The following is an 18,449-nucleotide window of genomic DNA, read 5'->3' as shown; positions in this document are numbered from 1 at the left end:
ATGGATCATGCCCAGTGGGCCTTCTCACGGGTAAGAAGTCGCCGATCAAGCACCTAGCTCGGCCTGGCGACGAATGTCGTCTGCGAGCGGGTGCAATAGATCGGGTGGTAATGCGCCGACAAGGCTATAACCCATTCCGTTCGCCGCCCAGCTCCATCCGCCGACCTCGCCCTTGGAAAGTGCCGTCATCGTCTTGTTCTGGTCGACTACCATCGGACGGGTCAGCATGACGAGACGAGAGCCACGGTCGTTGTCGTACATCAGCATAAGCCCGGCGCCGTGCGGCGTGGCGATGAGACGGCCGCCCATAAGGCGATAGCCGGACTTCGAAAGGTCCGGCAGCACCGGCTTGCGGCCCATGCGCTGCGTCGCCCAGTCGACCAGTTCGCCCATGTTGTCGGCGCGCAGCTCGACCGGCCTTACCCTGTCGGAGGCATAGGTCGCAAAGCTGTCGGATGCTTCGCGTGCGAGCGCCAGAACGCCCTCGCTCGGCGGCTGGTAGAAATCGTGCGATATCCAGCCGCCGGAACCGCCCGCCACGAGAAGCACGGTCGCAGCGGCGGCCATGCGCCAGAACGGAGCCCGGCCTCGAGTGCGCGTCTCCATCATATGGCTCAGGTTGAGGCGGCTCGGTACCGGCTCTTCCAGAACGGGATCGAGCGCTGCCCGCAAATCAAGACGCTGCCTGCCGTAGCTTTCGATCCGCGCGGCAATTTCCGGATGCGCTTCCAGATAGGCCGAAACCTCGGCTTCACGCACCTCGTCGAGCGCACCGTCGACAAAGCCGTGAAGATCGTCCTCGGAGATCGGTTTCACGCTCATTTCACTCTCCGAAGGTGGGCGGCAGGCCCCTTTGCTGCCTGTCCCGGATTTTCCAGTATCTGCCGCAGCCGCTCGCGCGCCCGCGACAGGCGTGACATCACAGTGCCGACGGGGATCGCCAGCACGGCGGCCGTTTGCGAATAGGACAGATCCTCGACGGATACCAGCAGAAGCACGCTGCGCTGTTCTTCCGGAAGCTGCTCGAGCGCCTGGAGGATATCCCGGCGCATCAGGCTGTCCTCCTGCGTCGGCTGCCGGGCGAAGGCGGTTCATCCACCTTTTCAAATGGCACATGCTCGCCGCGACGGACGGTCTGCCTCAGGCGGTTGATGGCCAAATTATGAAGAATGGCAAAAACCCAGGTGCGCGGATCGTCGCTGCGGCGGCGATGCCAATGGGCAATGACCCGCTCCAGGCAATCCTGGACGAGATCGTCGGCCGCAACCGTATCCCGCAGCAGGCCTCGCGCATAGCGGCGCAGTGCCGGTATCATCGGTTCGACAAGCTGCAGAATATCACTCATGAGAGTTTCGCCTTCAGGAGCTTCCGCCCGCCACCCTATCACGGGCGGCGGGCAGAAGGGATTTACTTCGCCTCGACCTGAACGACGTCGCCACGCCCTTTTTCAACAGCCGCCGCGACGACGAGATAGCGGCGCTCGGCCTTCCCGGTGCTTTGGACTATCTGACGGATTGGTCCGACGGCGTTGACGATCGCCGAGCCGGCCGGATTCGTCATGAACGAAGCCAGCGGCTGAAGGTCACCGGTGCCGTCGGCCCCGGTCGAGAGCGCAAGAATGTAGGGCTTCTTGGGCTGTAGACCGGTTACCGATGCCTGCAGCACCTGCGACAGGCCCTGATCGAAGAGGGAGACGCTGGTAGGTGCGACGGCTTCCTTCGTTTTCGGGGCTCGCAATGTCAGGTGAACCGCCTGTCCGGCAACACCGAGCGGCTGCAGGTTCTGCATGCCATCGCCCTCGGGCACGGCATTTGGAACATAGTTGACCGCCTGCGGCGCCTGTCCGATCGGAATGGTGGCGATCACCTTGTTCGTCAGCGTGTCGATGGCGGCAAGCGCATCGGCATTTTCGAGACCGACATAGACTCGCGTGCCGTCGCCGGATGGCCAGACGCCGTGCGGAAGGTTGCCGACCGGAATGGTAGCAACCTGCTCGAAATTGTCGGTGCGGTAGACCTTCACCTGGTTGAGGCCGCCGACAGTGATATAGGCGAAGTTGCCGTCGGCGTTGTGAACGATGTTGACGTGGTTGGTGATCGGTCCGGTATCGATCGTCTTGATGAGATCGAAAGGCGCCTCGGCATTGAAGACCTGTGCCTTGCCGACATCCTTCAGCGTGAACCAGACCTGCTTGCCATCAGGCGTCGCCGCAATGTTCGGGCAGAACGGGCTTTCCTGCTTGATATGGCCGACGATCTGATGGTCGGCGACGGAAACGACGACGGTCTCCGGATTGAACGAGGAGCAGATGTAGCCGTATTTGCCGTTCGGCGAAAAGATCTGCATGCCGGGACCGGCCGGAACCTTGATCTGCAGCTTTTCCTCATAGGTATGCGCATCGATGACGGAGATATAGTCCTCGCCGCGAACCGTAACCCAGACCTCGTTGCCGTCAGGTGTGAAGAAGGCTTCATGCGGCGAGCGGCCGACATAGGTGGTGTGCTTGACGGTGTTGGTCGGCGTATCGATGAAGGTCACCGAATTGGAGCCGATGGAAACGACAGCCAGTGTCTTGTGATCTGGCGAGAACCCCATCCCGTGGACGAGGACCTGCCCCCGGTAAAGCGGGCTCAGATTGCCCGGTTGCGGATCGCCGAGCTTGATGACGCCGAGAAGCTTGTTGGTGGCGGGATCGGTGACGGAAACCGTGTTGGAGAACTGCTCGGCCGCATAGACACGATCCTTGCTGCTGACCGGGATATCCGGATCGGAGGCAGCACCCGGCGCCTGGCCGGCGAAGCTCGCCAGGGGCGCCAGCATCGTGCCGGCGAGAAGGCTGAGAGCAAGAAGGGTAGGCTTCATGACGGGGTCCTTTTCAATTGCCCATTTTCATGTCGGGGTCCATGCCCGGCATCATCGGTATGCCGGGCATGGAGGAGGGGGCCGGCGGGGAGACCTGCGTCGGCGCGGGATCCGACGGAGGGGGCGGATCGCCGAGGGCCAGCCGCATGGCGGCGATTTCCTGCTGCTGGTCAACGATGATTTCCTGAGCGATCCGCTTCAGCTGCTCATTGCTGCCATAACGCAGATAGGCCTGCGCCATATCGATCGCGCCCTGGTGATGCGGAATCATCATCTCGACGAAATCGCGATTGACGTCACCGGTCGGCTCGACCGCCATGCCGTTCATCATCCTGGTCATCGCCGCGTCGTTTTCGCTGACGAACGGGGCTTCGTCGCTAGTGGTGGACGATGCTGTGTGCTGAGCATGCTCTGCCGGGTCATGGGCAAAAGCGGGGAACGCAAGCGAGACCACAAGCGCGGTGGCGGTGATCCGTCTCGTATGTCGTGCAATCATGCGGGTCTCCCTGAGGGCTGAAGAGCGGGTTCAGGGAGGTAGACAATGCGGGAGCCGGATTATTCCGCCGGATCACAAATTTTCCGGCGCGGACGAGATGCTGCCTACCGAAGCGGGCGATGGCCGCATCGCGTAAGAGATACGATCGCGCTTATCCCGCCAGGTGCTTTCGCGTATCAAGTACTTTCGGAGTTCGTTTCCGTCAGAGCAGTCCAGACAAAGGCGGTCGCTGATCGCGGCCAGCCTTGGATTGCCAGTGACTGCTCCTTTGGGCCTCATCCAGAGTGCGTGACCGACGCTTACAGCCGCTGTAGCCGGTATTCGGTATCGTCGGGCGCTACTCTTTCTTATGCGCGTGTCTGGTGGTGGGAGACCTCACGCCAGGTGCTGACGAAGGCGACGGCGCTGTCGGCTATTTCCTTCAGTGATTTCCCTGGGCGGTAGAGATTGCCGCCAACACCGAAGCCGCTTGCGCCGGCCTCAACCCAGGAAGCCATCGCCTCCGGCGTGATCCCTCCTGTCGGCAGAAGCGGAATGTCGTTGGCGAAGACGGCGCGCCAAGCCTTGAGAACAGACGGCGAGATAGCCTCGGCCGGAAAAATCTTGAGACCATCGGCGCCGGCATCGAGCGCCGCAAAACCCTCAGTTGGCGTGGACACGCCGGGAAAGCAGGCAAAGCCATGCTCTCGCGCCGCGCGGACGACGGCCGTATCCGCATGCGGCATCACAATCAGCCGGCCACCGGCATTGCCGACACGAGCAACGCTGTCCGCCGACATGACCGTGCCGGCACCGACCAGCACTTCGCTGCCGAAGCGGCGGGCGAGCCGTTCGATGCTGACATAGGGGTCCGGCGAGTTCAATGGCACCTCGATCAGCCGAAAGCCGACCTGGACGAGGGTTTCCGTCACGCTCTCAACCTCTTGCGGCGTGATCCAGCGCAAGACCGCGATGAGAGGGCAGGTCTGCAGCGCTTCGCGCAGTGCGCTGCTGACGATTGATGACGGTTGCAAGGCGGTAGTCATTTTGTACGGTCCTTTTTATGTTAGCCATACATGCTGGAAGCCTGCACGGCCGCGATCGAATGCTTCGCACTTGGGCTGCCTGGCCGACGAAGATCTGAGATGACGATCGCCGCGCGATCGACCGGGCCTACCCAATCGACGGTGTTGCGATAGAGGGAGGGCCATCAATGTCGCCGTCCGTAAGGGCATCCATGGCGGCATGGCGCTGCGTCAGGAAGCCCGTCATCCACCGCACGCTGTCGAGGATACCCCCGAAGGGATAGAGATGGAAAAGAACTGGACCGAATTGGCGACCTTCAAGACCGTCAATAAGCCGGTCGGCAAAGCGCTCCGGACCGGCTCGATGAAGCAGGTTCGTCAATGAGAGACCGTATTGACGAAGAACTGCCGCCGATGTGACGACACCGAATTGCCGGGCAAAGCGGGTCAGCTTGCCGACGTCGGCCGGTCCCGGCACGCCGACCCTCACGGGAACGTCGATGCCGAAAGTTCGAAGCTTTGCGATCCAATCTACGATGGCGCTCGCGTCGAATCCGAATTGCGTGGTGATCTCGATCGAGCAGCCGGCGTCCTTCAGAAAGGCGATCTTCCACCGGAGCGCATCCCACAATCTGTCGTTTTCGATCTTCGGATGCCCTTCCGGGTAGCCAACGATCCCTACATGCCGGATCGCGTGACGCTGGAGCACCCCGCTTCCAAGAAGGGAGAGGGAATCCACGTATGGGCCGGCCGGCACCGCCGGGTCTCCTCCCACGAACATGAACCGTCGTGGGTGTGTTGCGCGGATCAACCCGGCGATCAGATCATCCAGGTCCTCGCGGGATCGGATCCTCCTGGATGAGATGATCGGGACCGGCTCGAAACCGCAGTCGCGAATGATCCGGGCGGCCTCGATGCGCTGCTGATGCGTTTCGTTTCCGAGGAAGGCTATGTTGATCGGCGTTCCTGCCCGGATACCCTCTCTGGCCGACTTGATTTGGGCAATATCTTTGCCGGTTATCTCCAGCGTATAAAGCGGACGCTTGGCGGCCCATCGCTCTTGAGCATCTCTATGGAGGTCGTGCATCCTCATCTCCGCGCGTTGCCGAGAAGTGATCCTAAATTTATTGCTTTCATCGATGTCCCATACATGGTAGAGATAATGTATGTCAATAAGCCATACATATGGAGTGAGCTAGATGTGGCGACCGCGGTTGGTTGAAGGCGCCCGCATGAAATATCTCGGGATCGTCGAGGCGCTCGAGGCCGATATTCGGTCGGGCCGCGTCGGGCGCGGCGAGCGCCTGCCGCCGCAGCGGGCGATTGCCGAGGTGCTGAATGTCGATCTGACCACCGTCACGCGGGCTTTCAACGAGGCCCGTAGGAGGGGGCTGGTCGAGGCCCAGGCCGGAAGAGGAAGCTTCATCAGCGAAACTCTGGAGGCGAACAGTTCGTCCGAGGGCTCGCCGCCCTTGATCGATCTCAGCATGAATATCCCGCCTCAGCCGCAGGTCGCGAACCTGCGGAAGATTTTTCCGCAGGGGATTTCCGATATATTGGCCGGCTCGCGAGGCTTGCTGAGCCTCCACTATCAGGAGAGCAATGGCGCGGAGCTGGACAGGCAGGCGGGAGCCAATTGGCTTGGGCAGAGGATTGATGGCGCGACTGCCGATCGCATCGTCGTTGCCGGAGGCGCGCAGAGCGCCCTGTTCGGAATTTGCGATCTGCTGCTCCGCCGCGGTGATGTCATTGCTGCCGGCGCGGTCACCTATCCCGGCCTGAAGGCCGTCGCCATGCAGAAAGGAATTCTCCTGGAGCCGCTCGCCATGGACGAGCAAGGCATCATTCCTGACGCCTTCGAAAAGGTCTGCCGCGAGAAGGGACCGAAAGTCCTCTATTTGATCCCGACGATCGACAATCCGACGACGGCCACGTTGACGGAAGAGCGGCGGCGGGCGCTTGCCGCGCTCGCGCGCAGGCATGGTGTTGCGATTGTCGAGGACGATCCCTATGCGCCGCTGCGTCCTGAGCGTCTCGTCGCCGTGGCGGAACTGGCGAGCGACATCACCTGGCACATCGCCACGCTCTCGAAATGCGCAACGCCCGCGCTGCGGGTTGCCTATGTGGTGGCGCCGAATGCCAGCCAGGCACTCAGGCTCGCCGGCGTGCTGCGTGCGACGATCCTTATGGCGCCGCCTCTGATGTCAGCGTTGGCAAGCCGTTGGATCTCGGACGGCACCCTCGAGGGGATTGCGAATGCCATCCGGGCAGAGAACGTCGAGCGCCAGAAGCTCGCGTCATCCATCCTCAGGGACATTCCCTTTGCCGCCGATCCGCATGGGCATCACCTCTGGCTGCGTTTGCCCGATCATTGGCGTGCGGCCGATTTCGCCGAACATGCCGATCGCGCCGGGGTCTCGATCGTAGCGAGCTCTGCCTTCGCAACGAGCGCCCATCCGATCGAGGCTGTGAGAATATCGCTCGGCGTCGCTCCGGATCGCGGCGCGCTGGAAGACGCGCTCACGCTGCTTTCCGGCCTGATTGCACAGCCATCGCTGGCATCCAGAGCCGTCGTTTAGGTTTTGGGGGATCATCGTCATGTCCGATATTTTCAAAGCCGCCGTCATCCAGGCCGCACCGGTCCTATTTGACACGCCGAAAACGATCGCGAAACTTGCCGATCTTACGCGCGATGCCGCAGGGAAGGGGGCTCAGCTGGTCGTGCTTCCCGAGGCTTTCGTCGGAGGCTATCCGAAGGGGATCGATTTCGGAGCGCGGCTCGGCATGCGCAGCCCCGAAGGCCGGGAGGACTTCCGACGATATTACGAGAGCGCAATCGACGTGCCCGGCCCCGAGGCGGCACGGCTCGGCGAGGTCGCCCGTGACAACGGTGTTCATCTGGTCGTCGGCGTGATCGAGCGGGACGGCGGAACCCTTTACTGCACGTCTCTCACCTATGGACCATCGGGCCGGCTTCTCGGCAAACATCGCAAGCTGATGCCGACAGCGCTCGAACGCCTTGTCTGGGGCTTTGGCGACGGATCGACGATCGGTGTCACCGATACGCCGCTCGGCCGCATTGGCAGCGTCATCTGCTGGGAAAACTACATGCCGCAGCTGCGCATGGCGATGTACGCGCAGGGGGTCGAGCTCTATTGCGCGCCGACGGTGGATGACCGCGATACATGGCTGCCGACAATGCGGACGATCGCGCTCGAAGGGCGATGCTTCGTCATCTCGGCCTGCCAGTATTTCAGGCGCGACAACGCGCCGCTGGACTACGCGCCCATTCAAGGCGATGATCCTCAAACAGTGCTCATTCGCGGCGGCTCCTGCATCATCGACCCACTCGGAAATATCCTCGTCGAACCCGACTTCACGGGAGAGACCATCAAACTTGCCGAGATCGACCGGCGGGTGATTGCGCGCGGCAAGTATGACCTCGACGTCGTGGGGCACTACGCCCGTCCCGATGTTTTCCGGCTGTCAGTCGACACGCGGCCGAAGTCGGCGGTGGAGTTCGAGCCGCAATCGAACAAGGGCTCCGACCTGGGATCTGCCACCCCTGTCGAGCCGAAGGAGGATACGCTATGTTCGGATTGACGGCACTGGAACTGGCGCGCATCCAGTTTGGCTTTACGATTTCCTTCCACATCGTCTTCCCCGCCATCACCATCGGGCTCGCCAGCTATCTGGCCGTGCTCGAAGGTCTCTGGCTGTGGCGGCAGGAGGCGGTCTACCGCGACCTCTATCATTTCTGGTCAAAGATCTTCGCTGTCAACTTTGCGATGGGCGTCGTCTCCGGCCTGGTCATGGCCTACCAGTTCGGCACCAACTGGAGCTATTTCTCGTCTTTCGCCGGCAGCGTCACCGGACCACTTCTCACTTACGAGGTGCTGACGGCCTTCTTTCTCGAGGCCGGCTTTCTCGGTGTCATGTTGTTCGGCTGGAACAAGGTCGGGCCCGGGCTGCATTTCTTCGCGACGATCATGGTGGCGCTCGGCACGCTGATCTCGGCCACCTGGATTCTGGCCTCCAACAGCTGGATGCAGACGCCGCAGGGCTTCGAGGTCATAAACGGTCGCGTCGTGCCGGTCGATTGGCTGAAGGTGATCTTCAATCCGTCCTTTCCCTACCGCCTGGCGCATATGACGATCGCCGCCTATCTCACGACCGCGCTTTTCGTCGGCGCCTCTGGCGCCTGGCATCTGCTGCGGGCAAACGCTACGCCGGCGGTGCGCACCATGCTCTCGATGGCGATGTGGATGGTGCTCGTCGTGGCGCCGATCCAGATCCTGGTCGGTGACCAACATGGCCTCAACACTCTGGAACACCAGCCGGCCAAGATCGCCGCTCTCGAGGGCCACTGGGAGAACATACCCGGCGAAAGCGTGCCGCTCATCCTCTTCGGCCTCCCCGACATGGCGGCGGAGACGACGCGCTTTGCGATCGAGATCCCCTATCTCGGCAGCTTGATCCTCACCCATGATATCAACGGCCACATTCCGGGCCTTAAGGAGTTCGCGCCGGAGGACCGGCCGAACTCGACGGTCGTCTTCTGGACCTTCCGGCTGATGGTCGGTCTCGGCGTGCTGATGCTGCTGCTCGGCCTCTGGAGTCTCTATCTGCGCTGGCGGGGCGGACTTTATTACTCAAGACCGTTTCTGCGCTTCGCGACGCTAATGGGCCCAGCCGGCGTGATCGCCATCCTTGCCGGCTGGCTCACCACGGAGATCGGGCGGCAGCCATGGGTCGTCTACGGCGTGATGCGGACGAAGGATGCGGTCTCGAACCATTCGGCACTGGCGCTCTCGACGACGCTGATCATGTTCGTCATCATGTATTGCGCCGTCTTCGGCACGGGCGTCAGCTACATGCTGAAACTGGTCGCCAAGGGACCGCAGCCCTTCGACGAACATCCGCCGCACGACAAGATACAATCGCAGCGGCCGGCGCGGCCGCTTTCTGCGGCACCCGACAACGTCGAATCGGCGGCGGATGCCGGACGGAAGGAGGCTTGACGGCTATGGGCATCGATCTTCCCCTCATCTGGGCCATCATCATCGGCTTCGGTCTTATGATGTACGTCATCATGGACGGTTTTGACCTCGGCATCGGCATCCTGTTTCCATTCGTCACGAGCCGCGAGGACCGGGATACGATGGTCAATACCGTGGCGCCGGTCTGGGACGGCAACGAAACCTGGCTCGTCCTTGGTGGCGCGGCCCTGCTTGCCGCCTTTCCGCTCGCCTATTCGGTCATCCTCAGCGCGCTGTATCTGCCCCTCGTCCTGATGCTGGCGGGGCTGATCTGGCGCGGCGTCGCCTTCGAATTCCGCTTCAAGGCAGATGAGGCCCACAAACCCTTCTGGGACAAGGCCTTTGCCTGGGGCTCGTATATCGCTACCTTCTCGCAGGGCGTGTCGCTCGGCGCCTTCATCAACGGTTTCGAGGTTACCAATGGCGCCTATTCCGGCGGGCTGCTCGACTGGCTGACGCCGTTCAGCCTGTTCACCGGTGTCGGCCTGCTCGTCGCCTATGCGCTGCTCGGCTCAACCTGGCTCGTCATGAAGACGGAAGGGCCACTGCAGCAGCGCATGAAGGACCTTGCCCGGCCGGTGACGCTCGGCCTGCTTGCCGTCGTCATCGTCGTCAGCGTTTGGACGCCGCTTGCCCATGCTCCGGTTGCCGACCGCTGGTTCTCGCTGCCGAACATGATCTTCTTTGCGCCGGTGCCGGTCCTCGTGCTGCTTGCGACGCTCGCGACCCTCAGAACCTTGCAGCGCGACGCCCACGCCGCACCCTTCTTGCTGGCGCTCGTCATGCTGTTTCTCGGCTATAGCGGCCTGGGGATCAGCCTGTGGCCGAATATCATCCCGCCTTCGATCTCGATCTGGGATGCCGCCGCGCCGCCGCAGAGCATGGGCTTCACGCTGGTCGGCGCGCTCTTCATTATCCCCTTCATCCTCGCCTATACCGCCTGGTCCTATTACGTCTTCCGCGGCAAGGTGAGGCCGGGCGAGGGCTATCACTGATGCCGGACGCCACCACCCGCAAAGGCTGGTTGCGCCGGTTTGGCTGGCTCGTGCTGATCTGGACCGCGAGCGTCGTCGCGCTTGCGGTCGTTGCCATGCTATTCAGGCTGATAATGGGTTTTGCCGGATTGACCGTGTAGCCTTATGGCGGCGGGTGCGACTGGAGGCGGCTCATCGCACGCCTCCCGAATGGTTTCAATTCCCGCGTTTCACGAGCCGCTGCAGGAGCGGCTGAGGACGTTCGCCTTCCGCCGTGCTGGCAGAACTTGCCTGCTGCCATTGTGCAGGTGGATGCTCGGCGGGGGTTACGATAGACGTGAAACCACATTGCGCCAGCAATAAAAGCTGATCCGGGAGGATGTGGCCGATGGCTCGAACATCGCCCATGAAGCCATGGCGCTGCCGCAGCGAACGGGCCGCCGTAAAACCGCGTCCGTCGCGGAACTTCGGAAATGGAATGACCACTAGATCAATCTGATCGAGAAACGGCGCCAGAAGGTCCGGCGAGGTCTCCGGCGACAGCAGAATGCCGGCCGGTCGTGCCTCGATGGATACCGCACCGAATTCCTGCAACACATCGAACGATGCGATCCGGTACGGCCCGAGCGAACCTTGCTCACCTGCCTCCGGATAGATCCAGCGGTCGGGAATCTCGTTCCCCAGCTGATTAATCAGCGCCATAGACGGCCTCCTTGAAGGGGGTTGCGCCGAGCCGCCGGTAAGTGTCGATGAACGCTTCGCCCTCGATGCGGTTGCCGAGATAGGCATCGACGATCGCCTCGATGGCATCGACGACATTTTCGGAGGAGACGGAAGGGCCGATGATGCTGCCGATCGACGCCCTGTCGTCGGCCGAGCCGCCGAGGGTGATCTGGTAGACTTCCTCGCCGTTCTTGTCGACGCCGAGCAGGCCGATATGGCCGACATGGTGATGACCGCAGGCATTGATGCAGCCGGAGATGTTGAGATCGATCGCCCCTATCTCCTGCTGGCGTTCGGGATCGGCGAAACGCTCGGCGATGCGCTGCGCGACGGGAATGGAGCGTGCGGTGGCAAGGCTGCAATAGTCCATGCCGGGACAGGCGATGATATCGGTGATCAGCCCGACATTGCCGCTCGCAAGCCCGGCTGCAACCAAGCCCTTCCAGAGGGTATGCAGATCGTTCTTGCGCACATGCGGCAACACGAGGTTCTGCTCGTGGGAGACGCGGATCTCGCCGAAGGAATGCCGGTCGGCAAGATCGGCGACAGCCTCCATCTCTTCGGCACTGACGTCGCCTGGGATGCCGCCGACGGGCTTCAGCGAAACGACGGCTGATATATAGCCCGCCTGCCGGTGCGGATGCGTATTGGTTTTCACCCAGGCGCGGAAGGCGCGGTCCTCGGCGAGAGCGTGGTCGAGCGTGGCCGAATGGCGCGGCAGATTCTCGAAAGGCGGCGGAACGAAGCGGGCGGCGACGGCTTCCACGATCTCGTCTTCCAGCACGCAGTGATCCGCCGGCAGACCAGCGAATTCCTCCTCTATCATCCGGATGAAATTTTCGGGCTTCATCTCGCGCAACAGGATCTTGATGCGGGCTTTGTAGATGTTGTCGCGCCGGCCGAGCGCATTGTAGACGCGCAGGATCGCCTCGACATAGCGCAGGAGGTCGCGAACGGGCAGCCAGTCGCGCACCTTGGTGCCGACGACTGGCGTGCGGCCGAGACCGCCGCCGGCATAGATGGTGAAGCCCGGTTCGCCAGCGGCATTGCGGCTTGCCAAGATGCCGATGTCGTGTACGCGCACGGCCGCCCGGTCCTGAGGGCTGCCGGTGATGGCGATCTTGAACTTGCGCGGCAGGTAGGTGAACTCCGGATGATCGGTCGACCATTGTCGGAGGATCTCGGCATAAAGCCGCGGATCGACCACCTCCTCGGCGGCGGCCCCGGCGAAATGGTCGGTCGTGACATTGCGCACGCAATTGCCGCTGGTCTGGATCGCATGCAGGTCGGCTTCGGCCAGGATCGCCAGGATATCCGGCGCATCCTTGAGCCGCGGCCAGTTGAACTGGATGTTTTGCCGCGTGGTGAAATGTCCGTAGCCGCGGTCGTAGTGCCGGGCGACATAGGCGAGCTGGCGCATCTGCGCGGCGCTGAGCACGCCATAGGGCAGGGCGACCCGCAGCATGTAGCCATGAAGCTGCAAATAAAGACCGTTCATCAGCCTGAGCGGCTTGAACTCCTCCTCGCTGAGTTCGCCGGCAAGCCGCCGGTCCACCTGCCGGCGGAACTGTTCGGCGCGGTCGCGTAGGAACTGCCGGTCGTACTCGTCATAACGGTAGATGCCGGCGTAGGGCGAAACCGAGGAGGCCGAGGGCGGCTCCGGAAAGGGCGGCTCCGCCCATTGCGCGGCCGGTGCCTTCTTCGCCAGGTCGGGGCGCACGCTCGGGCCGCTGCCGCGCAGGCGTTCGCGCCTAACGCTCGCCCTCCATTCCCCGTCTGTTTCATCGGCGCCGATCTCGCGCACGTCGACGACGATATTGCCGCGTTCGCTGAGGCGGGCGGTCTCCAAAGATGCGGCAAGCCCTTCCTCATCAACGGGCATGGCCCTCTCGATCTCTTCGGTCCAGCGCTCTCTGGCGTCGAGCCAGACGGCAACGCCATCGGCGAGCCGGTTGGCGGTAATCAGGTGTGCGGGCATATCCGTCCCTCCCTTTGCAAGAAACCAACGTAAGAAATCAGGCTGCCGCCCGACGGCCGTGCCAGCCGAGCCGGTCGCGAACGTCGACGAGGCCTTCGACAAGGGCGCGCATGTGCGGTTCCGTGTGGAAGGGCGTCGGCGTGATCCTCAGCCGTTCCTGGCCCCGCGCCACCGTCGGATAGTTGATCGGCTGGACATAGATGTTGTGACGGGCGAGCAGCAGCTCGCTGGTCTGGCGGCACAGATGCGCATCGCCGATGATCAGCGGCAGGATGTGGCTCGGGCTGTCGAGGACCGGCATGTCGGCTTCCGCCAGCATCGCCTTCAACTGCCGGACATTCGCCTGCTGCTCCGCCCGCTCCTCGGGATGCGCCTTCAGGTGCTGTACGGCCGCAAGCGCGCCTGCGGCGAGATGCGGGCACATGGACGTAGTGAAGATGAAACTGTCGGCAAAACTGCGCACGACGTCCATCAGCAGCGCCGGCCCGGTAATATAGCCGCCCATGACGCCGAAGGCCTTGGCGAGCGTCCCCTCGATGATCGTCAGCCGCGCGGCGACGCCCTGTTGCTCGGCAACGCCGCCGCCATGGGCACCATAGAGACCGACGGCGTGAACCTCGTCGAGATAGGTGATGGCACCATGCTTTTCGGCGACGTCGCAGATGGCGGCGATCGGCGCGATATCGCCGTCCATGCTGTAGACGCTCTCGAAGGCGACGATCTTCGGCCGTGCCGGATCGATCTCGCTCATCAGCTCGTCGAGATGGGCGGGGTCGTTGTGGCGGAAGATGAAGCGCTCCGCGCCGGAGCGGCGGATGCCCTCGATCATCGAATTGTGGTTCAGCGCATCGGAGAAAATGGCGCAGCCGGGCAGCAGCTTGCCGAGCGTGCTGAGAGCAGCAAGATTCGAAATCCAGCCCGAGGTGAAGATCAGCGCCGCCTCCTTGCCGTGCAGGTCGGCGAGTTCCGTTTCCAGCGCAACATGCTGGCGGTTGGTGCCCGAGATGTTGCGCGTGCCGCCGGTTCCGGCGCCGAAATCGTCGATCGCCGCATGCATGGCGGCAAGCACGTCCGGGTGCTGGCCCATGCCGAGATAGTCGTTGCTGCACCAGACGGTCACGCGGCGGGTCTCGCCCGTCGGGCCATGCCAGAGTGCGCTCGGGAATTCGCCGGCGATCCGTTCCAGCTCGGCGAAGGTCCGGTAGCGGCCGTCGAGCTTCAGTTCCTTGATGAGGGCCTCAAATCTTGCGGCATAGTCCATGGCCTTGCTCTTTTCTGCCGCCTCGCAACACAGGCGATCCAGCGGCTTTTGGGGATGTGAACGGTTGCTAGTCGCGTACCTTCGCGCGTTCGATCGTCATGCTTGTCGGCATCATGTTGACGTTGGCGTTGTGGATGACCCAGAGCGAGCCACTGACGATGATGGCGATCAGCATGATCGTCAGGAGGAAGATCGTCGTGTTGTTGCGCTGCTCCGGGCTGGTGCCGAGATGCAGGAAGAAGACGAGTTGCACGATGAGCTGCACTACGGCGAGGACGGTGATCGCCGGCAGGATGGCATCACCGGGAACGAGGCCGCTCATGACGGCGCCGAAGGAGAGGCCGGTCAGCAAGAGCGACAGCACGAAACCGATCACATAGGATTTCAGGCTGGCGTGCGATGCCCCGGAACTGGTGTGGGAAGAGGGATGAGACATTACAGAACCCCGCGCAGATAGACGAAGGTGAAGACGCAGATCCAGACCAGGTCGAGGAAGTGCCAGAAGAGGCTGAGGCAGGCGAGCCGGCGGCGGACGACATGATCGAGGCCGAAGCGCGAGACCTGGTGCATCATCGTTGCGAGCCAGAGGAGACCGGCCGTCACATGCAGGCCGTGCGTGCCGACCAGCGTGAAATAGGCCGACAGGAAGGCGCTGCGGTCCGGGCCGGCGCCTTCCTGGATGAGAGCCAGGAATTCATGCACTTCCATGGCGATGAAGACGGCGCCGAAGACGAAGGTGATGGCGAGCCACTGAATGACCTTCTCCTTCGCACCGGCCTGCATTTGCAAGCCGGCCATGCCGAAGGTGAAGCTGCTGACCAGTAGCACCACGGTCTCGATCGCCACATACGGAAGATCGAACAGTTCCCTCCCGCCGGGCGCCCCGGCGGTGTTCGCGGCGAGCACGCCGAAAGTGGCGAACAGCGTCGCGAAGATGAGGCAGTCGCTCATCAGGTAGATCCAGAATCCGAGCACGGTGTTGGCACCGCTATCGTGTTCATGGTCGTGCTGAACCGGTGAGTGGCTGCTTCCGTGGGTGGATTTAACGAGGATGTTCATCGGTCATGCTCCCTTTCGCAACAGGGCGAAGCGTGCGTTTTCGATGCGGGCGACTTCCGCCGCCGGCACGTAGTAGTCGACGTCCCGGTCGTAGGACCGGGCGATGAAAGTGCCGACCATGCCGAGCAGACCGATGGCGGCGAAGACCCACATGTGCCAGATGAGCGCAAAGCAGAGGACGAAGCTGAAGGCGGAGATCACGAAGCCGGCCCCTGTGTTGCGCGGCATATGGATGTCCTCGTATTCCCACGCCCGCTCGTTGGCGCGGCCGGTCTGCTTGTTTTCCCAATGCTGTTCGAGCGAGGTGATCCTTGGGACATGGGCGAAGTTGTAGAAGGGGGCCGGCGAGGCGGTCGCCCATTCCAGGCTGCGCGCGTCCCAGGGATCGCCGGTGACGTCGCGGTTCTGCTTGCGGTCTCGGATGCTGACGAAGAGCTGGATCAAAATGGCGAGGATGCCGACGCCGATGATCACTGCACCGATCAGCGCCACCACCAGATAGGGGTGCCACCCGGGCACGTCATAATGGTTCATGCGGCGCGTCATTCCATCCAGGCCGAGGATGTAAAGCGGCGTGAAGGCGAGCCAATAGCCGATCATCCAGCACCAGAAGGAGACCTTCCCCCAGAATTCGTTCAGGGTGAAGCCGAAGACCTTGGGGAACCAGAAGCTCATACCGGCGAGGCAGCCGAAGACGACGCCGCCGATGATGACGTTGTGGAAGTGGGCGACCAGGAACAGGCTGTTGTGCAGGACAAAATCGGCGCCGGGGACGGCAAGCAGCACGCCAGTCATGCCGCCGACGGTGAAGGTCACCATGAAGCCGATGGTCCAGAGCGTGGCCGAATGGAAGCGGATGCGGCCGCGGTACATCGTGAACAGCCAGTTGAACAGCTTCACCCCGGTCGGGATGGAGATGATCGTCGTCATGATGCCGAAGAAGGCATTGACGTTGGCCCCCGAGCCCATGGTGAAGAAGTGGTGCAGCCAGACGAAGAAGGAGAGGATGCCGATCGACGAGGTGGCGTAGACCATTGACTTGTAGCCGAAGAGCGGCTTGCCGGAGAAGGTCGCGATCACCTCGGAATAGACGCCGAAGCAGGGCAGGATCAGCACATAGACCTCGGGATGGCCCCAAACCCAGATGAGGTTGATGTACATCATCGCATTGCCACCAAGCTCGTTGGTGAAGAAATGCATGTCGAAGTAGCGGTCTGCGGCAAGCAGCGCGAGGGTCGCGGTCAAGACCGGGAAGATCGCGACGATCAGGATGTTGGTGATCAGTGCCGTCCAGACGAACACCGGCATTTTCATCAGGTCCATGCCCGGCGCGCGCATGCGCAGGATGGTCACCACGAAATTGATGCCGGCAAGAGTCGTGCCGAGGCCGGAGACCTGCAGCGACCATATGTAATAGTCGACCCCGACCGTCGGGCTGTAGCCGAGCTCGGAGAGCGGCGGATAGGCAACCCAGCCGGTAGCGGCGAAGTCACCGACGAACATGGAGATCATGACCAGGGCGGCACCGACTGCCGACAGCCAGAAGCCCAGCGAGTTGACGAAGGGATAGGCGACGTCGCGAGCGCCGAGCTGCAGCGGCACGACAACGTTCATCAGGCCGAGGATAAAAGGTGTCGCCACGAAGAAGATCATGATCACGCCATGGGCGGTGAATATCTGATCGTAGTGATGCGGCGGGAGATAGCCGGCGGCATCGTTGCTGGCGATCGCCTGCTGGGCGCGCATCATGATGGCGTCGGCAAAGCCGCGCAGCAGCATGACCAGCCCGAGGCCGAAATACATCACGCCGATCTTCTTGTGATCGACGGAGGTGATCCATTCTGTCCAGAGATATTTCCACCAGCCGTTATAGGTGATCCAGGCGAGGAGGCCCACGCCGAGAAGGGCGACGACTGCGCCAGTCCCCATGATGATGGGCTCATGGAGGGGGACGGCATCGAGAGTGAGTTTACCAAGCATCAGTTCTTGTTCCAGGCGAGCGGATAAGGGGTTTCAGCGGTGCAGATGTCGGTGCTGGCGTCGCGCGCCATCTCCGGCATGCGGTCGGCCATGTACCGGTTGACAACCGTGTCGAAGAGGCCGGGCTCGACGCTGGCATAGAGCGCGACGGGGTTCTTGATGCTCGGCTGCTCCAGGGACTGGTAGTTGGCGGCGTCGAGTTTCAGCGGCGAGGTCTTCACCTGATTGACCCAATCCGCGAACGTATCCGCACTTGTTGCAGCGACGTCGAAATGCATGTCGGAGAAGCCGGGGCCACTGAAGGCCGAGGACAGCCCTTCATAGGTGCCCGGCTCGTTGGCGATGAGGTGCAGCTGGGTCTGCATTCCGGCCATGGCATAGATCTGGCTGCCGAGCTGAGGGATGAAGAAGGAGTTCATCATCGATTCCGCCGTGAGCTTGAAACTGATCGGCGTATCGACCGGGATTGCCAAGTGATTGACGGAAGCGATGCCGTAGTCAGGGTAGATGAACAGCCATTTCCAGTTCAGCGCGACAACCTCGACGCGAACGGGCTTGGCGTTCGATTCGAGCGGCTTGTATGGATCGAGTGAATGGGTCGTCTCCCAGATCATCACCGCGAGAATGCCGACAATCAGGCACGGGATCGTCCAGACCACCGCCTCGATGGCGGTCGAATGCGCCCAGGTCGGCGCATAGGTCGCCTTGGTGTTGCTGGCTCGGTATCGCCAGGCGAAGTACACGGTCAAAACCATGACGGGGATGACCACGAGCAGCATCAGCCCGAGCGCGACGAGGATCAGCGTCCTCTCCTGAGCACCGATGTCGCCCTTCGGGGCCATGAGCTGGATGTTGTTGCAAGCGGTCAGCGGGAGAAGCAAGAAAAACAACGTCGCATGCCGAAACCACCGGAAGAGGTCAGTATGCACACCGCCCTTGCCTTCGATGGCGCGAGGCCGCGAAGAGAAGAGCCGTCCTTCCCGGCGGCCGGCGACGATATCGCCCGTACATTTTTCAGACATTATATGCTCTATAACCATACATTTATCGGATTGCTGCGTATGCGGTACCAG

Annotated in this window: 17 protein-coding genes and 1 pseudogene; 5 read left to right on the top strand and 13 right to left on the bottom strand. The window is 62.3% G+C overall.

Annotated elements, in window-relative coordinates:
- Positions 1-45 precede the first annotated feature (45 nt).
- The 6 genes and pseudogenes from HGP14_RS22635 to HGP14_RS22610 form a co-directional block, all read right to left on the bottom strand.
- Positions 46-822 carry an anti-sigma factor gene (locus HGP14_RS22635; RefSeq protein WP_168832132.1) on the bottom strand — a complete coding sequence of 259 codons (777 nt, stop codon included), beginning with the start codon at positions 820-822 and terminating at the stop codon, positions 46-48.
- Positions 819-1,345 (bottom strand): annotated as a pseudogene (locus HGP14_RS22630) (RNA polymerase sigma factor). Before HGP14_RS22630 ends, HGP14_RS22635 begins: the two are co-directional and overlap by 4 nt.
- Before the next feature lie 62 nt (positions 1,346-1,407).
- Positions 1,408-2,862, bottom strand: coding sequence for a YncE family protein (locus tag HGP14_RS22625; protein ID WP_168832131.1), 1,455 nt, complete (start codon positions 2,860-2,862; stop codon positions 1,408-1,410).
- 13 nt (positions 2,863-2,875) lie between these two features.
- Positions 2,876-3,358, bottom strand: a complete 483-nt coding sequence (locus HGP14_RS22620) for a DUF305 domain-containing protein (protein WP_168832130.1) — start codon at positions 3,356-3,358, stop codon at positions 2,876-2,878.
- A 347-nt stretch (positions 3,359-3,705) separates the two neighbouring features.
- Entirely contained in the window at positions 3,706-4,383 is a 678-nt protein-coding gene (locus HGP14_RS22615; RefSeq protein WP_168832129.1) for a 2-dehydro-3-deoxy-6-phosphogalactonate aldolase, read from the bottom strand.
- Positions 4,384-4,510: 127 nt separating this feature from the next.
- Positions 4,511-5,449 (bottom strand): hypothetical protein, encoded by a 939-nt coding sequence (locus HGP14_RS22610; RefSeq protein ID WP_205927282.1) that lies wholly within the window; start codon positions 5,447-5,449, stop codon positions 4,511-4,513.
- A 112-nt stretch (positions 5,450-5,561) separates the two neighbouring features.
- Here HGP14_RS22610 and HGP14_RS22605 point away from each other — a divergent pair, with 112 nt between their 5' ends.
- Genes HGP14_RS22605 through HGP14_RS22585 form a run of 5 tightly spaced genes read left to right on the top strand, consistent with a single transcriptional unit; the run spans position 5,562 to position 10,536 of the window.
- Positions 5,562-6,941 (top strand): PLP-dependent aminotransferase family protein, encoded by a 1,380-nt coding sequence (locus HGP14_RS22605; RefSeq protein WP_168832128.1) that lies wholly within the window; start codon positions 5,562-5,564, stop codon positions 6,939-6,941.
- Positions 6,942-6,960: 19 nt separating this feature from the next.
- Entirely contained in the window at positions 6,961-7,965 is a 1,005-nt protein-coding gene (locus HGP14_RS22600; RefSeq protein ID WP_168832127.1) for a carbon-nitrogen hydrolase family protein, read from the top strand.
- Positions 7,953-9,383 (top strand): cytochrome ubiquinol oxidase subunit I, encoded by a 1,431-nt coding sequence (locus HGP14_RS22595; protein WP_168832126.1) that lies wholly within the window; start codon positions 7,953-7,955, stop codon positions 9,381-9,383. Before HGP14_RS22600 ends, HGP14_RS22595 begins: the two co-directional genes overlap by 13 nt.
- A 5-nt stretch (positions 9,384-9,388) precedes the next feature.
- The gene (gene cydB / locus HGP14_RS22590) at positions 9,389-10,396 is read left to right on the top strand and encodes a cytochrome d ubiquinol oxidase subunit II (RefSeq protein ID WP_168832125.1); all 1,008 of its coding nucleotides are present in this window, start codon (positions 9,389-9,391) and stop codon (positions 10,394-10,396) included.
- The gene (locus tag HGP14_RS22585) at positions 10,396-10,536 is read left to right on the top strand and encodes a DUF2474 domain-containing protein (RefSeq protein ID WP_168832124.1); all 141 of its coding nucleotides are present in this window, start codon (positions 10,396-10,398) and stop codon (positions 10,534-10,536) included. The genes cydB and HGP14_RS22585 overlap by 1 nt, the downstream gene beginning before the upstream one ends.
- Before the next feature lie 55 nt (positions 10,537-10,591).
- Here HGP14_RS22585 and HGP14_RS22580 read toward each other — a convergent pair whose 3' ends face one another.
- From HGP14_RS22580 to cyoA, 7 genes are all read right to left on the bottom strand, one after another.
- A complete protein-coding gene (locus HGP14_RS22580) occupies positions 10,592-11,077 on the bottom strand; it encodes a DUF934 domain-containing protein (protein WP_168832123.1) in 486 nt (161 codons plus the stop codon).
- Positions 11,064-13,076 carry a DUF2849 domain-containing protein gene (locus tag HGP14_RS22575; RefSeq protein WP_168832122.1) on the bottom strand — a complete coding sequence of 671 codons (2,013 nt, stop codon included), beginning with the start codon at positions 13,074-13,076 and terminating at the stop codon, positions 11,064-11,066. Before HGP14_RS22575 ends, HGP14_RS22580 begins: the two co-directional genes overlap by 14 nt.
- 37 nt (positions 13,077-13,113) lie before the next feature.
- Positions 13,114-14,337 (bottom strand): 5-aminolevulinate synthase, encoded by a 1,224-nt coding sequence (gene hemA / locus HGP14_RS22570; protein WP_168832121.1) that lies wholly within the window; start codon positions 14,335-14,337, stop codon positions 13,114-13,116.
- A gap of 67 nt (positions 14,338-14,404) precedes the next feature.
- Positions 14,405-14,773 (bottom strand): cytochrome o ubiquinol oxidase subunit IV, encoded by a 369-nt coding sequence (gene cyoD, locus HGP14_RS22565; RefSeq protein WP_168832120.1) that lies wholly within the window; start codon positions 14,771-14,773, stop codon positions 14,405-14,407.
- Positions 14,773-15,396, bottom strand: a complete 624-nt coding sequence (gene cyoC, locus HGP14_RS22560) for a cytochrome o ubiquinol oxidase subunit III (RefSeq protein WP_168832119.1) — start codon at positions 15,394-15,396, stop codon at positions 14,773-14,775. Before cyoC ends, cyoD begins: the two co-directional genes overlap by 1 nt.
- Before the next feature lie 3 nt (positions 15,397-15,399).
- Positions 15,400-17,376, bottom strand: coding sequence for a cytochrome o ubiquinol oxidase subunit I (gene cyoB / locus HGP14_RS22555; protein WP_168832118.1), 1,977 nt, complete (start codon positions 17,374-17,376; stop codon positions 15,400-15,402).
- Positions 17,376-18,398, bottom strand: a complete 1,023-nt coding sequence (gene cyoA, locus HGP14_RS22550; RefSeq protein ID WP_168832117.1) for a ubiquinol oxidase subunit II — start codon at positions 18,396-18,398, stop codon at positions 17,376-17,378. Before cyoA ends, cyoB begins: the two co-directional genes overlap by 1 nt.
- Positions 18,399-18,449 lie beyond the last annotated feature (51 nt).

This window comes from Rhizobium sp. P32RR-XVIII (assembly GCF_012641395.1).
Taxonomy (GTDB): domain Bacteria; phylum Pseudomonadota; class Alphaproteobacteria; order Rhizobiales; family Rhizobiaceae; genus Rhizobium.
The sequence above is the reverse complement of the archived record's forward strand: the minus strand, read 5'-3'. Positions and strand labels throughout refer to the sequence as shown.